This is a genomic window from Desulfosporosinus shakirovi (assembly GCF_020595055.1).
Taxonomy (GTDB): domain Bacteria; phylum Bacillota; class Desulfitobacteriia; order Desulfitobacteriales; family Desulfitobacteriaceae; genus Desulfosporosinus; species Desulfosporosinus shakirovi.
Window position 1 is genome coordinate 18,784 of sequence record NZ_JAJDOO010000004.1, and the last position, 15,501, is coordinate 34,284.

At 44.2% G+C, this 15,501-nt stretch carries 10 protein-coding genes; all 10 read left to right on the plus strand.

Annotation, left to right across the window (positions count from 1 at the left end; all coding sequences use genetic code 11):
* Positions 1-39: 39 nt before the first annotated feature.
* Complete coding sequence (locus tag LJE72_RS04950; RefSeq protein WP_229246521.1) at positions 40-798, plus strand: YkgJ family cysteine cluster protein; 759 nt, start codon at positions 40-42, stop codon at positions 796-798.
* A gap of 100 nt (positions 799-898) precedes the next feature.
* The gene (locus tag LJE72_RS04955) at positions 899-1,192 is read left to right on the plus strand and encodes a DUF1294 domain-containing protein (RefSeq protein WP_229246522.1); all 294 of its coding nucleotides are present in this window, start codon (positions 899-901) and stop codon (positions 1,190-1,192) included.
* A 150-nt stretch (positions 1,193-1,342) separates the two neighbouring features.
* Complete coding sequence (locus LJE72_RS04960) at positions 1,343-3,112, plus strand: sigma-54 interaction domain-containing protein (protein ID WP_229246523.1); 1,770 nt, start codon at positions 1,343-1,345, stop codon at positions 3,110-3,112.
* A gap of 309 nt (positions 3,113-3,421) precedes the next feature.
* Positions 3,422-5,782: a xanthine dehydrogenase molybdenum-binding subunit XdhA gene (gene xdhA / locus LJE72_RS04965; RefSeq protein ID WP_229246524.1), complete on the plus strand. Its 2,361-nt coding sequence runs from the start codon at positions 3,422-3,424 to the stop codon at positions 5,780-5,782.
* Positions 5,783-5,797: 15 nt separating this feature from the next.
* Positions 5,798-6,679, plus strand: a complete 882-nt coding sequence (gene xdhB, locus LJE72_RS04970) for a xanthine dehydrogenase FAD-binding subunit XdhB (RefSeq protein ID WP_229246525.1) — start codon at positions 5,798-5,800, stop codon at positions 6,677-6,679.
* Entirely contained in the window at positions 6,672-7,178 is a 507-nt protein-coding gene (gene xdhC, locus LJE72_RS04975) for a xanthine dehydrogenase subunit XdhC (protein WP_229246526.1), read from the plus strand. The genes xdhB and xdhC overlap by 8 nt, the downstream gene beginning before the upstream one ends.
* Positions 7,179-7,547: 369 nt before the next feature.
* Positions 7,548-10,616, plus strand: coding sequence for a putative selenate reductase subunit YgfK (gene ygfK, locus LJE72_RS04980; RefSeq protein WP_229246527.1), 3,069 nt, complete (start codon positions 7,548-7,550; stop codon positions 10,614-10,616).
* A gap of 580 nt (positions 10,617-11,196) precedes the next feature.
* Positions 11,197-12,546 (plus strand): nucleobase:cation symporter-2 family protein, encoded by a 1,350-nt coding sequence (locus LJE72_RS04985; RefSeq protein ID WP_229246528.1) that lies wholly within the window; start codon positions 11,197-11,199, stop codon positions 12,544-12,546.
* A gap of 80 nt (positions 12,547-12,626) precedes the next feature.
* Complete coding sequence (gene preA / locus LJE72_RS04990; RefSeq protein WP_229246529.1) at positions 12,627-13,832, plus strand: NAD-dependent dihydropyrimidine dehydrogenase subunit PreA; 1,206 nt, start codon at positions 12,627-12,629, stop codon at positions 13,830-13,832.
* A 336-nt stretch (positions 13,833-14,168) separates the two neighbouring features.
* Positions 14,169-15,497, plus strand: a complete 1,329-nt coding sequence (gene ssnA / locus LJE72_RS04995) for a putative aminohydrolase SsnA (protein WP_229246530.1) — start codon at positions 14,169-14,171, stop codon at positions 15,495-15,497.
* Positions 15,498-15,501 lie beyond the last annotated feature (4 nt).

Consider the following 15,501-nt stretch of genomic DNA (forward strand, 5'->3'; position numbering starts at 1 on the left):
TGATTTATAATAATAAAAGACTTGAAAGGTGGCGAATTTATGGATCACAGAGATTTAGTCCTAGGTGAAGACGATGAGTTTAAATTTCATTGCCATGATGGGCTGGATTGCTTTAAAAAATGTTGCCGGGATATCAATATTTGTCTCACTCCTTACGATGTCTTGAGGATGAAAAATTTCCTGGGCCTTTCTTCAGGAGAGTTTCTGGATAAATACACCATTAAGGTGCCGGTGCATCACTCCGGTTTTTCTATTGTGCAAATCAAGATGTCTGAGGAGGATAACCTGAAATGTCCTTTCATCACACCCAAGGGATGCCGGGTTTACCCGGAGCGGTCCTGGTCCTGCCGAATTGCGCCGGTGGACATGCTGGGCGGGGGGAAATATTCTTTTGTTTTTGAAAGTTCCCGCTGCCACGGGCTAAATGAGACAAAGACACAAACCATAAAGGAATGGGTTCGGGACCAGGGTTTAGAGATCTATGAAGAAATGGAACAGGGGTTTAGCGCGATACCTAAACACTTAAAACTTGCCGTCAACAGGGAAACTGATGAAGAGATTATTAAACTTTCCTTTATGGCCTGCTATGATCTGGATAAATTCAGGAGTTTTTTAATAGATAACCCTTCCTTGTGTGAAAAGATGGATATAAATGAGGAGATATTAAACCAGATCAACCATGATGACGTTCAGTTAATGAAATTTGGTTTTAAGTTGCTATCTTCGGGACCAGACCGGTTGAAAGACCTTCTACCTGGTGGGGCTGAATTGAGAAAGATTTATGATACAATATCTTAATAGACAAGAGGATTGAGAAGCTCCTGCATTTAACATGCTAGGGGTTTTTCTAATCAGTGAGGTAAACTATAGGTGTTCGAAAGATTAGGAGGAGATGGAAATGAGTTTGGGGATTTTCCTTGGTGCCTGCTTCCTTTGGAATAGCTACGTTTTTGTGGCAATGGGGAGAGATAAACGCCGGGCAAAATTGAACCGATGGAGGATTCCGGAAGCAAGGTTGCTCCTCATGGGGGCGATGCTGGGAGGGGGTGGGCTTTATGCAGGAATGAAGTATTTCCATCATAAGACTACTCGCTTGAAGTTCACTATGGGAGCGCCTATATTAATTTTAGTTAATCTCATACTAATTGGGATAGTTTACTATTTAGGGGGCTCTGGTGTAAAGTTATACTAAAAAATTCTCAAAGTGATAAATATTTAAAGGATATTATCATTTTGAAACGAATAATAAATAACAAAATTAATCAATTGGTGAAGCAAAAATAAGATAGTTGTCATATTAACCGACTTTATGAGAAATAATAGTATTGATGGGGGTAGCTTAATGGTTGAACTTATGGCCGTTAAAGATTATGCACAACAAATCGCTGAAGCCATTGCCACGGTTGTGAAAATCGATGTTGAGGTAGCGGATCATAATCTGATGCGTATTGCCGGAACAGGCAGGTATCACAAAGGGGTCGGTCAATCCATGGATCGGCAGGGGTATATATACCAGGAAGTTTTGCGGACCGGTCATCAATTTGTTATAGAAACGCCCGGAACTCATCCTCTTTGCGCCCCGTGCAAAGCCCGGGGGAATTGTTCTGAAAAATACGAAGTTGTTTCCCCAATCAATCTGGATGATAAGGCAGTGGGGGCCATCGGTCTCATTTGCTTTAATGAAACCCAAGCTAAACTCATTCAAGAAAACCAGCAATCCTATCTGATTTTCTTAACCAAGATGGCGGAAACTATTGCCCTAAAGATGAAAGAACAAGAATTTTTAGCGGGTCTGGTTTCAGCCAATCACTATCTTAATTCAATTATCGATTGCTTAGAAGAAGGACTCATAACCGTCGATCTCGAGGGAAATGTCCTTCACTATAATCAAGCGGCCAAGCGCTTGTTCAGCACTAATTTACTGACCCCGAGAAGTCATCTGAAGAGCTTGTTCATACCGCAAATCGTCGCGGATATTCTCAGAGCGGGGACGAATGTGAATGAAGTCGTTGAGCGGGAAGTGCATTTGGAAACTAAGAGAAATCGGGTTCACATGATTTTGCGCGCCTTGCCCATTGATGGTGAAGAGGGAGTCAAGAGCATTGGCGTGACCTTGCGCCCGTTTGATGAAATTGGAAAAATTGTTCATCGGCTTTCCTTACAAGATGCAGGGTACACCATTGACGATATTTTAGGTGTCAGTGATACAGTTTGCCAGATTCGTGAACGAGCCAGGGTTGTTGCCGCAAGTAAGTCGACAGTCTTGATCCGTGGGGAAAGTGGAACGGGGAAAGAAATGTTGGCTCGCTCAATTCACAATCTCAGTTCCAGACAACAAGGTATGTTTATGGCAATTAACTGTACGGCGATTCCGGAAGCATTGCTGGAAAGTGAGCTCTTCGGCTATGAAGAAGGTGCGTTTACCGGAGCGCGCAAAGGGGGTAAAATCGGAAAGTTTGAATTAGCCAATAAAGGAACGCTCTTTCTCGACGAGATAGGAGACATGCCCTTGTTTCTGCAGGCTAAAATTCTTCGGGTGCTGCAGGAGCGCCAAATAGAACGGATTGGTGGAATAGCTCCGATTCCTGTTGATGTTCGAGTAATTGCGGCAACTCATCGAAACCTTGAGGAAATGATGGCCAAGGGAGAATTTCGTGAAGATCTCTATTATCGAATTAATGTGATTCCTATCGATATAAAACCCTTGCGGGATCGCAAAGAGGATTTGCAGATTTTGTCTGAACACTTTATTAAAGGGTTTAATCAACAGCTTAATAAAGAGGTTAGATTTATAGCGGATGGATTCCGTCAAAGGCTGTTTGATTATGGGTGGCCTGGCAATGTTCGTGAATTGCAAAACATTATGGAGTATGCCATGAATTTGGCCAAAGATGAAACCTTAACAGAGGAACATTTATCTCCGAGATTAAAAAAGATTGAGATCCAGGCTGAATCAAATGGGTTCAACCTTGAAAAGGTTGAACGTGAGACTATCATGCGTTGTTATCAGGCCTTTGGAACAGGTGTGCAGGGTAAAGAAAGAGCTGCAAAGGCTTTGGGTATCGGAATAGCAACCCTTTATCGCAAACTTGCTCGTTACAATATTGAGTGATTTTGAGAAGACAATTTGAAGCTTTGGTCTAATGAAAAATAGATCGAACTAATAGGTGTTATCATAATGATTAGCATATATTAGTTCGATAATTATATTATCATTATGATAATGAGGTGCTACTAGAGGTTGGGGCTATTATTCGATTTTTCGCCTATCAATGTGATAAATTTATTTGTTCAACTTAAATGTAAACTCGGGGAGTTAACTCATTTTTCGACATATGATCCTGTTGGCATGAATTTTGCACTGTTACATATGCTAGAATCGTTAAAAGGTCAATAATTGTTAGGGACGGGAGGAAACAAAATGGCTTATACAGTTGTAGGGAAAAGCGTTACAAGAGTCGATGCTGTAGCCAAGGTGACAGGCAAGGCCAAATATACGGATGATTTTTCTGAACGGGATATGTTGGTTGGGAAAATCCTGCATAGTCCCTATGCCCATGCGATTGTGAAATCAATCGATGTAAGCAAAGCGAAGGCCTTGGCTGGTGTTGAAGCTGTTCTAACCTATAAAGATCTTCCTCAAATTCGATATGCTACAGCCATGCCCGGGGTGATTGAGGCTATTGCAACGGACGAAGTTGATGTTGCAGAACTAAAATATGGCACCGCGGGACATCCTTTTTCTCTGGATGAAAGTCATCGTGACAAAGAAGATCGCTATATATTGACTCAGAAGGCTCGATTCGTAGGAGACAATATAGCAGCTGTGGTTGCGACAGATGCTTTGATCGCCTCAAAGGCATTAAAGTTAATTGAGGTTGAATACGAAGTGTTGGAAGCCTTAACCAGCACTGACGCTGCCCTTAAAGAAGGTGCTCCTTTGATCCATGATGACTGTGAAGGAAACATTCTGGCTTCAAACGGATACGCCATAGGGAATATTGAAGAAGCTCTGAAAGAATCGGATCATGTTATCGAAGGTGAGTACGAAACAAGTATTGTCCAACATTGCCATATGGAAAATCAAGTATCCCATGCCTATGTTGATTCGGATCGAAGGATCGTTATCATGACCTCGACTCAGATTCCCCATATTGTACGCAGGATTGTTGCCCAATCCCTGGGTATTTCCTGGGGCAGAGTCCGAGTAATTAAGCCTTATGTTGGGGGCGGGTTTGGAAATAAACAGGATGTCTGTATTGAACCCTTGAATGTTGCCATGAGTTTGGCTGCGGGTGGCCGACCTGTGAAGCTGGAACTTTCTCGTGAAGAGGCGATGATTGATACCCGTACTCGTCATGCGTTTAAGTTTAAGATCAAGACCGGAATTAACAAGGATGGCAAGATCAACGGAATTCATATAACGGCTGTTTCAAATACCGGTGCCTACGCTTCCCACGGCCATTCAATAGCCAGCAGCGGAGGAGGCAAATTCCGCTATCTCTATCCAACTAAAGCTTTGAAATATGATCCTATAACAGTCTACACAAATTTGCCCGTTGCCGGAGCAATGCGTGGGTATGGGACGCCTCAGATATTCTTTGCCTTTGAATCTCATATGGAAGATATAGCGAAAAAGCTCAAGATGGATCCCATCGAGATTCGGAAGAAAAACTTGGTTGAAGTCGGGTTTGTGGAACCATTGAGTAAAAATAAGATTATGAGCTGCAGTATCCGGGAATGTATTGATAAGGGCAGAGAATTAATTAAGTGGGATGCCAAAAAGGCTTTATATAAGGACCAGAGCGGAGACAAACGCCGAGGGGTGGGCATGGCTTGCTTCAGCTATGCTTCGGGGACTTACCCGGTGGCCTTAGAACTTGCGGGAGCCCGTATTGTTATGAATCAAGATGGCTCAGTTCAGCTGCAACTGGGAGCAACAGAAATCGGTCAAGGAAGTGACACGGTCTTTGCTCAAATGGTGGCTGAGGTTCTGGGGATTCCCATGTATATGGTGCATGTGATAAGCACCCAAGATACGGACATTACCCCCTTTGATACCGGGTCTTATGCTTCAAGACAAACCTATGTATCAGGGATGGCGGTAGAAAAGGCAGCTCTGGAAGTTAGAGAGAAAGTTCTTGCTTTCGCAAACAGAATGACGGATATTCCTGCTCATCTCTTAGATATCAAGGATCAATTTGTGGTTTTTAAAGACTCGGGGGAACAAGTCATAGCGTTAGAAGTTGTGGCGATGCAATCCTATTATGACAGAGTTAATGCCCAACCAATTACGAGTGACGTCTCGAATAATGCACGAATTAATGCAATCCCTTATGGGGTAACCTTTGCCGAGGTAGAAGTGGACATCAAGACCGGAAAAATTAAGATTCTGGAAATCTTCAATGTTCATGATTCTGGTAAGATTGTCAATCCGCTTTTGGCCGAGGGACAAGTTCACGGCGGGGTCAGTATGGGGATAGGGTATGCTCTCTCTGAACAGTTGCTCTTTGATGAGCAGACGGGTAAACCTCTTAATAATAACTTATTAGACTATAAGCTTCCTACAATCATGGATACCCCGGATATTGGTGCGGCCTTCGTTGAAAAAGAGGATCCAACCGGACCCTTTGGGGTAAAATCACTGGGAGAACCTCCGATAGTTTCTCCTGCACCTGCTATACGCAACGCAGTGTTTGACGCAACGGATGTGGCTTTTAATCGGATACCGATGAATCCCCAACGTGTTTTTGAAAAGTTTAAAGAAACGGGATTAATCTAGTAAGGCGGTGATGAGATGTACGATATTAAAGGATACTACGATGCTGAAACTGTAAGCGAAGCAACATTGTTGCTTGCAGATAACCCTAATCTGAAACTTATTGCAGGCGGGACAGATGTGCTTATCAAAATGCACGGGGGGCAACTTGAAGATGCCGAGCTCCTGAGCCTGCGCAAGATTAAATCCTTGGAGAGTATTAGCGCAGCGGAAGATGGGACGATTGTTATTGGTGCCATGGCTACCTTCTCTATGATTTTTCACAATCCCATGCTGAAGGATTTGATTCCGATTTTAACGGAAGCGGCCATCTCTATGGGCGGTCCGCAAATTAGAAATATTGCGACCATCGGCGGAAACGTTTGCAATGGAGCTACATCGGCAGACAGCGCATCATCCTTGTTTGCCCTCAATGCCCACTTGAAGCTACAGGATAAGAATGGGGAGCGGGTGGTTCCGATTCGTGAATTCTATATGGGACCGGGCAAGGTTGCCTTGAACCCAGGGGAAATTCTTACCGAGATTCTTATTGCACCGGAAGATTACAAAGGATTTGGCGGGCAATACATTAAGTTTGCTATGCGTGAAGCGATGGATATTGCCACCCTCGGGGTGGCGGTTGTTTGTAAAGTGCAAAGCGGAAACTTCGATGAGGTTAGAATTGGGCTTGGGGTTGCAGGTCCGACTCCATTAAGGTGTCTTGAGGCGGAGGCATATGCCAAGGGCAAGAAGATTACATCGGAAACCCTAGCGGAGATTGGAAAGCTGGCAGTTAAATCTGCCAAGGCGCGAACCTCTTGGCGGGCATCTAAAGAATACAGGGAACATCTGGTGGAAGAGCTCACGCAAAGAGCTCTGAAAATAGCCGTTGTCAACGCAGGAGGTGCGGAAGTTGTTTAAACGAATTGCCTTTACGGTGAATGGAAAAGCTTATAATTTCGAGGTTGATGTACGCGAATCCTTGCTGGATGTCTTAAGAAGTCATTTGGGTTTTACGGGTGCTAAGCAAGGGTGTGGGGTAGGAGAATGCGGTGCCTGTAGTGTGCTTATTGACGGTGTTCCTTACGATACCTGCATTTACCTGGCGGTTTGGGCAGATGGCAAGGACATTAAAACCATTGAGGGTGTAGCTGAGAAAAACGGAGAGCTTTCTGAGGTGCAAAAAGCCTTCGTCGAGGAGGGTGCTGTACAGTGTGGATTCTGTACCCCTGGCCTCGTCTTGACCACTACGGCCTTGAAGGAGAGCGGAAAAGATTACACCCGAGAAGAGTTGAAACGCGAACTTTCGGGGCATCTATGCCGTTGTACCGGATATCAGAGTATTTTGAAAGCTGCTGAAAAGTCTTTAGAAGGACATGTTTGCACATGTGTTGACAGCCCTCATTACAAGGGGAAATAGCTGGAACATGCTTCAGGAGAAGCCACCCAACCTAAGGATTTATTTTCAATCACTGCAGGTGCGGCGGTAGCGGCATGTAAGGCTACGCTGATAAACACCCCCAAAAGCATGCTCAAGAATTCATTGACCCAAAAGGAAGGCAGCTTCGCCCACAGGAGTGAACACATGGATGGAGAGGTGGTAAGGCCCACAAAGCTTTCGCGGGAAGCGCAGCCACGGGTTCACATCAGGTATTACCCGGAGGTTTGGCGAAGCTCCTGCGAAAGCGTGTGGGCGATCCTCGGAGTGCTGTGTGCACGGAAGTGGGCGAAGCTGCCCGATCCAAGCGAAGAATCTCCATCAAACATAAGAATTGAGGAATGATAGATAATGATGAGTGACAAAATGATCCCGATTCCCTTCAATAAACTGGTCAATTGGATGCTTGAAGAATATAAACGAACTCAAACCATTTTTGGAGTTTCTGAGGTCAAATTTTTCCGAAAAAGCAATGATCAACAAATTGGGCTTTTTGGCGAAACTATGGATACTCCGGTTGGCCCGGCTGCCGGTCCCCATACCCAACTTGCTCAAAATATTATTGCGTCCTATTTAAGCGGAAGTCGTTTTTTTGAGTTAAAATCCGTTCAAATCATGGATGAGTTAGAGATTCCTAAGCCTTGTATCTTGGCGGAAGATGAGTGCTATAACACAGAATGGTCTACCGAGCTTCCGATTATGGGCGCCTTTGACGAGTATGTTAAAGCATGGTTCGCGCTCCATGTGTTGCAAAAAGAGTTGTTTAACCAAAGTGACCGACGTTTTATGTTCAATATGAGTGTGGGGTATGATCTTAAAGGAATTCAGTCTTCGAAAGTCGATCAATTTATAGAGGGGCTTAAGGATGCATCCGGAACTGAGATCTATAAAGAGTGTCTGGCTTCTTTACTCGAGAATGTTGACCAGTTTAAGCAGGTCGATCGTGCCTTTATTGAAAATATTTCACCGAATATTTGTACTTCCATCACCTTGTCGACCATGCACGGCTGTCCGCCGGCAGAGATTGAAGCCATTATCAAATACCTGCTTAGTGAAAAGAAACTGCATACCTTTGTCAAGATGAATCCGACGCTTTTAGGGTATGGGTATGTGCGGAACACTTTCGATAAAATGGGCTACAAGTATATTCAACTCAAGGAAGAATCTTTTACTCATGACCTGCAGTTTAAGGATGGAGTTGAGATGTTAAAACGCCTTAAGGTTTTTGCTAAAGAGCAGCAAAAAGACTTTGGGGTCAAGATGTCCAACACCTTACCCGTAAAGATTGGCAGGTCGGAACTGCCGGGCGAAGAGATGTACATGTCCGGGCGAGCCCTTTATCCCTTGACGATTAATCTGGCCTATAAGTTGGCCTCTGAGTTTGAGGGGGATCTCAAAATCTCCTATTCGGGCGGAGCGGATGCCTTCAATATTGATCGCATCTTCGAGACGGGAATCCAGCCCATCACTGTGGCTACAACTTTGTTAAAACCCGGAGCCTATATGCGCTTTAAACAAATGGCGGACATCTTGGATCCGCTCATGGATAATAAGGAGTCCGGCAAACTGGATATGGAGAAATTAAAGGCCCTTGCTGAAAGTTCCTTATGCGATGCCAATCATCTCAAAGAAAAGAGAGATCTGGTCAATCGAAAAACAGAGCTTAAGCTCCCGGTTCTCGATTGCTTCATTGCCCCTTGTACGGTGGGATGTCCTATTGAACAGGATGTTCCGGAATATCTGCGTTTGGTAGGGGAAGGCCGCTACGAGGAAGCCTTTGATGTCATTGTGTCAAAAAACCCATTCCCTTTCATCACAGGTACAATTTGTACTCATAACTGTATGACTAAATGTACTCGTTTAGACTATGATGAATCCGTGCATATCCGCGGGCAGAAATTAGTGGCCGCCGAAAAGGGTTATGATGCCTATATGCAGAAGTTCTCTGCCCTTAAACCGGAGTCATCTGCCAAAGTCGCCGTGATTGGAGCGGGTCCATCCGGACTGGCTGCAGCCTATTTCCTTGCCAAAGGAGGCATGGAAGTTACGGTGTTTGATAAGCGGGAGAAAGCCGGTGGTACAGTCGAATATGTTATTCCGGATTTCAGAATTTCGAGAGAAGCGATCACTAAAGATATTAAGCTCATCGAAAGAATGGGTGTTAAGTTTGAATTTGGCATTGACTCAAATGTTTCAGTGGCTGAATACAAGGCAAAAGGATTCCGGTACATTTATCTGGCCATTGGTGCAGGTAAGACCAACGATTTGGACATCAACGGGGATAAAGAGCGGGTCATGGGAGCAATTCCCTTCCTGGAAGCCTTTAATGCCGATAAAGATGCTCTGAAACTCGGTAAGAACGTGGTGGTCGTTGGCGGCGGGAATTCCGCTATGGATGCTGCTCGGGCTGCATTAAGAGTCGAGGGTGTAGAAAATGTATATATCGTCTATCGCAGAACCAAAGACTACATGCCTGCAGATCATGAAGAATTGATCTATGCTGAGGAAGATGGAGTAATCTTTAAGGAACTTTTAGCTCCCCTATCTTTGACTGATGGGGTCTTGAAATGCCAGCGGATGGCACTTGGTCAGCCGGATGCATCCGGGCGAAGGAGACCTGTGGCGGTTGAAGGTGCCTTTGAAGAATTGTTGATTGATACCCTTTTATCTGCTATTGGGGAATTAATCGATTATGATCTGTTAAAGAGCAATGGAATTGAAGTTGGGGAGAAAGGGAAGATTCTCGTCAATGAGGAAACACTGGAAACCAGCGTGGAAAATGTCTTCATCGGCGGGGATGCCCTTGCTGGACCTTGGACTGTAGTTGGTGCTGCTAAGCATGGCACCATGGCGGCTAAAGCTATTCTGAAAAAAGAAGGGTTGGAATTCAAACAAGAGTTCACGTCAAAAATCTCCTTTAATCATGAAAAGCAGCTGTTAGAAATTGCTGAAAAGAAAGCTGTTATGAAACCCGTTGCCGATCACAAACTGGAATCAGACAGATGTCTAGAGTGTAATAAAGTGTGCAATATCTGTGCCGAGGTTTGCCCGAACCGTGCCAACCTTATGATTCCGGTCAAGGGCAAGGGCTTAACCAATATGAATCAGATCCTGCACGTGGATGGAATGTGCAATGTCTGCGGAAACTGTGGAACCTTCTGCCCGTATTCCAGTGAACCGTATAAAGTCAAATTAACTCTTTTCTGGACTGAAAAAGATTTCATGGACAGTCCTAATATCGGCTTCTATTTCCTAGGTGACGGCTCTACCGGAGAATTTATGCTGCGTCTCGATGACAAAATATCCAAGGTGAAGTTTGATCAATCCGGCAATACAGATGTACCGATCGACGATAAGGTTGCGGCCTTTATCTGGACCGTTTACAAAGACTATGAATATCTGTATAAAGTTTTGAACTAATGCACATATTGAGAGAGGTCGAACTTTCGCGAGTCGACTTCTCTCGGGATTAAAATGATTATGGTTTAGAGCAATTTTCTTTTCCGATAGTGGAATTTCTTTTGGTGATCTAAAAAAGCAATTCTTCTATTGAAAAATCTTATCATTAAGGTACGAGTCTTATCATAATGATAAGACCTGCATATTTGCCTATGTGCCCCGCATTCAGACATTTTTCGAAGGCTAAGACTTGAAAACCTTGAATTAAATTTATCTTTTTGATAAAGATAATTAGGGGCTAAAGTAGGAAAAGGTCGTTTCTTAGGCAATTTCAGTTTAATTAATCGAGTTGGCACGAATATTGCTACAGAAACAAAGGTATGGGCGCAACAATGCTCCTTGCAAAGGGCCCTTGACCCAAAATTTAATACTTTGCCGGCGATCTTGTTAAACAAAACGGGTATCTGAGATTCCTAAGAGGTCAGAGCGAAGTAGACCCCTTGAATTAGTTGCGGGACTTACTCAAGGATATCGATTATAAGGAGGTGACAGTTGGTTTAATTAATCTCACCGCACTTAAAAATAAGGAGGGAAGTTAATAATGGCAAATACCAACAATGGAGTGGCAGCAGTTGACGAAATGCTACCTGCCGGAAAACTTTTTTTGTATGGATTACAGCACGTACTTGCTATGTACGCTGGAGCGGTTGCAGTTCCTTTGATTATTGCAGGAGCAGCAAAGTTAACCCCTGAACAAACTGCCTTTTTAATTAACGCAGACTTATTCACCTGTGGAATCGCTACCCTGCTCCAGACCTTGGGGATCTGGAAAATTGGAATCAAAATTCCGGTTATTCAAGGGGTTACTTTTGCTGCAGTAACGCCCATGGTCATCATGGCTCAGTCGGGCGGCATGACTATGATTTTTGGTTCAGTTATTGTGGCGGGGCTATTTACGTTTTTAGCGGCACCTTTCTTTAGTAAGCTGATCCGTTTCTTTCCGCCGATTGTTACAGGGACTATTATTACCATCATCGGGATATCTCTCTTGCCAGTAGGTATAAACTGGGCTGCGGGTGGAACCGGAAATAAGGATTTCGGGTCGTTAACGTTTATCTTCGTGGCAACCGTTGTACTTGTAAGCATTCTTTTGATCAATAAACTGTTTACAGGTTTTCTCTCCCACATTGCAGTATTGCTCGGTTTAATCGTCGGTCTTATAGTAGCCATCCCCTTCGGACTTGTAAGCTTTGCGGGTGTGGCTGACGCTCCTTGGATAGGCATTACAACACCTTTCTACTTCGGTTTCCCAATATTTGATGTTGGGGCGATCATCTCCATGATTTTAGTTATGTTAGTTGTTATGGTAGAGTCGACGGGAGACTTTCTGGCTATTGGTGAAATGGTCGGTAAAAAAATCGGACAAGATGAACTTACTGCAGGCTTACGTGCAGATGGCTTAGCTACTGCACTTGGTGGAATCTTCAATGCCTTCCCTTACACTGCATTTGCCCAGAACGTTGGCTTAGTCGGTTTAACAGGTGTTAAGAGCCGTTTCGTCGTTGCAACCTCCGGGATAATTTTAGTTGTCTTAGGTTTATTCCCTAAGATGGCTACAATTATTGCCTCCCTGCCTAACGCAGTACTTGGTGGAGCAGGGATTGCCATGTTCGGAATTGTGGCGGCAAGTGGGATTAAGACTCTTGCTAAAGTTGACTTCGAACATAACCATACTAATATTTTCATTGTTGCTATCAGTATCGGAATTGGGGTTATTCCTGTAATGGTTCCAACATTTTTCCAACACTTCCCTTCGTGGAGTCAGACCATTATGCATAGTGGAATTACGCTAGGTTCAATCGTAGCTATTGTCCTCAATGCTTTCTTTAACGGAAGCAAAGGGGCGGGAGACTTAGGCGAACTCAAAGCAAACGCTGGAATTCGTGAGTAAGAGACATTAGGGTGAGAGAGCTTTCTCTCCCACCCTTCCTGATTCTAAACAAATTCGTAACATCGAAGGGGTTTTAGAAAATGACCGTCGATTTATCCGTTGTTTATTGCGGAATAAAACATGAAAGCCCCTTTATCTTAGCTCCGTCTCCGGCTACAGACCATTTGCATCTTTTAATTCAAGGGTTTGAAGCTGGTTGGGCAGGGGCGGTCTTAAAGACTGTTGCGGTTGATTCCAGAATAGTAAGTCGAGTTTTCCCCATGGTCACTCGAATAGAACAAGAAAATGCCTTTATCGGTCTTCAGAATATAGACCTTGTCTCAGAACATTCTGTTGAAATTGTTGAACAAAATGTGAGGACTCTTAAAAGAAAGTTTCCGAATAAAGTGGTCGTCCCCAGTATCATGGCCTTTACTAAAGAAGATTGGCAATCCCTAACTAAACGTTTTATCGACGCAGGTGCAGATATTATTGAATGCAGTATCTGGCATCCCCATGGTACTGAATGGACTTTATGTACTAAAGTACAAGAACCTGTAGGAACGGAACAAATTGCTTCTTGGGTTAAAGAAGCAGCCGGAAATGTTCCTGTTGTCATCAAACTATCGGCACTGGATTCCGATATAATGGCCACTGCTGAAGCGGTTGAACGCAGTGGTGCCAATGGAGTCAGTGCCATAAATACCATAAAAAGCATTACCGGCGTGGATTTAGATACCTTAATTCCTTATCCTAATATTGCAGGACTTTCAACCTATGGAGGACTTTCCGGACCCGCTTTGAAGCCGATTTCTTTGCGCTGTACAGCCGAAATCGCCCAAAAGGTTAAGTTGGATATTGCATCCAGCGGCGGAATTGCTACTTGGAAAGATTGTGCTGAATTTCTTCTTCTTGGCGCGAGCACCTTGCAATTGTGTACCTCTGTTTTGCGGTTTGGTTTAGGGATCATTGATGAACTGAAGCCGGGTTTAGAAGGTTGGATGAAGGAAAAGGGTTTCCAGAGTCTGACGGAGGTAATTGGTAAGTCACTGCCTTATTTAGTGGAACATTCCAGACTTCCGAGAGGCATTCAAGTAGTTTCGCATATTCAGATAGAAGACTGTAATGGTTGCGGAGCTTGCTGCATTGCTTGCGGATCAGGTGGACATGGAGCAATAAGCTTGGTCGACGGACTTCCTCGAGTCGATGTTAATAAGTGCATAGGGTGCGGTATTTGTCGCTCTATGTGTTTATCAAAGGCGATAACTTTAATCCGACCCAACGGTAAACAAAGCACATTGTTGTGAAATAAGATGCCATGTTGTCGGATATTTTCATATTAGTCAGCCCCTCATACCGTTACAACACCTTGCCTTCTGTGGCGGTACTAATCTCGAGCATCTATGGTTCCGGTCCTGGCTGCCGGGGACACTCAAGCACTATGGCACCTGTCATCCGTGACAGCGCTCTAATCTCGAACGTCCTGTTCGAGTCATGGCCGGCGCATAATGCAACTAACCCTTGTGCCTATGGCTGACAGAATGACTAATTCGTGCGAAGACAGTGTCTTCAGGTGCCAGCCAAGTTTTTCTAAATAGGTTTTAAGGTTATAACCACTTTAATATAGAGAGGATGATGGTTTAATGATTTTGATCGCTAACGGTACGGTCTTAACTATGGGCAAAAGTAATCAGGTGATTCAAGATGGCGGTGTTCTGATCCAAGACAGCAAGATTTTAGAGGTTGGCTCAACTCAAGATTTACAAAAGCGGTTTCCCGAGGCAGAATTTATCGATGCTCGCGGAAAACTTATTATGCCTGGAATGATCAATACGCATATGCATCTCTATAGCACGTTTGCCCGCGGAATGGACTCTAAAAGCAAACCTCCTAAAACCTTTGGAGATATTTTAGAGGGACTTTGGTGGAAACTTGATAAACTGTTAACCTTGGATGACGTTTATTACAGTGGATTGACTCCTTTGATTGAGTGCATCAAGACAGGGACAACCACAATTGTTGACCATCATGCCAGTCCTATGGCTATTACAGGCAGTTTGTCCACCTTAGCAAAAGCTGCTAAAGAAATGGGAGTGCGTGCTGCTTTTTGTTACGAAGTCTCGGACCGAGATGGAGATGAGATCGCTCAAGAGGGAATTAAAGAGAATGTCGACTTTATTGCCCAGTGTCAGGCTCAGCCAGATTCCATGGTCGCCGGAATGTTCGGACTCCATGCTTCTCTGACCTTATCCGATCAAACGTTGACTAAGTGCAGTGAGGAAGCTAAACGCTTGGGAGCAGGATTTCACGTTCATGTTGCAGAAGGAAAAGAAGATTTAGATGACAGTCTCTCCAAATATGGGATGAGGGTGGTTGAACGGCTGGAGAAATTCGGAGTTCTGGGACCAAAAACCATTGCTGTCCACTGCGTACATATCGATGATCATGAAATCGATCTCTTAAAAGCTTCGAAAACTCAAGTTGTGCATAATCCGGAATCAAATATGGGGAATGCTGTCGGAGTAACTCCGGTTCTAAAAATGCTCAGTGAAGGGGTTAAAGTAGGACTTGGGACCGATGGCTATACCTGTGACATGTTTGAGAGCGGAAAAGTGGCAAATATCCTTCATAAACATGCCATGGCCAATCCGAGTGTAGCTTGGGGTGAGGTGCCGCAAATGCTTTATGGCAATAATCCTGAGATTGCCTCAGACTTGTTTGGCGGGAAATTTGGCGAATTGACCGAAGGTGCATGGGCGGATGTCATCGTTGTTGATTATGTACCGCCGACTCCCATAGGGTCCAACAATTGGAGCGGACATCTCCTCTTCGGAGTTTCGGGACGGTCTGTTGAAACAACCGTCATTAATGGGCGCGTACGTATGCTCGACAGAAAACTCATAGACATTGATGAAGAAGCTATTGGTGCTCGTTCCAGGGAGTTGGCTCAGAAACTTTGGAATAGAATTTGAGGTG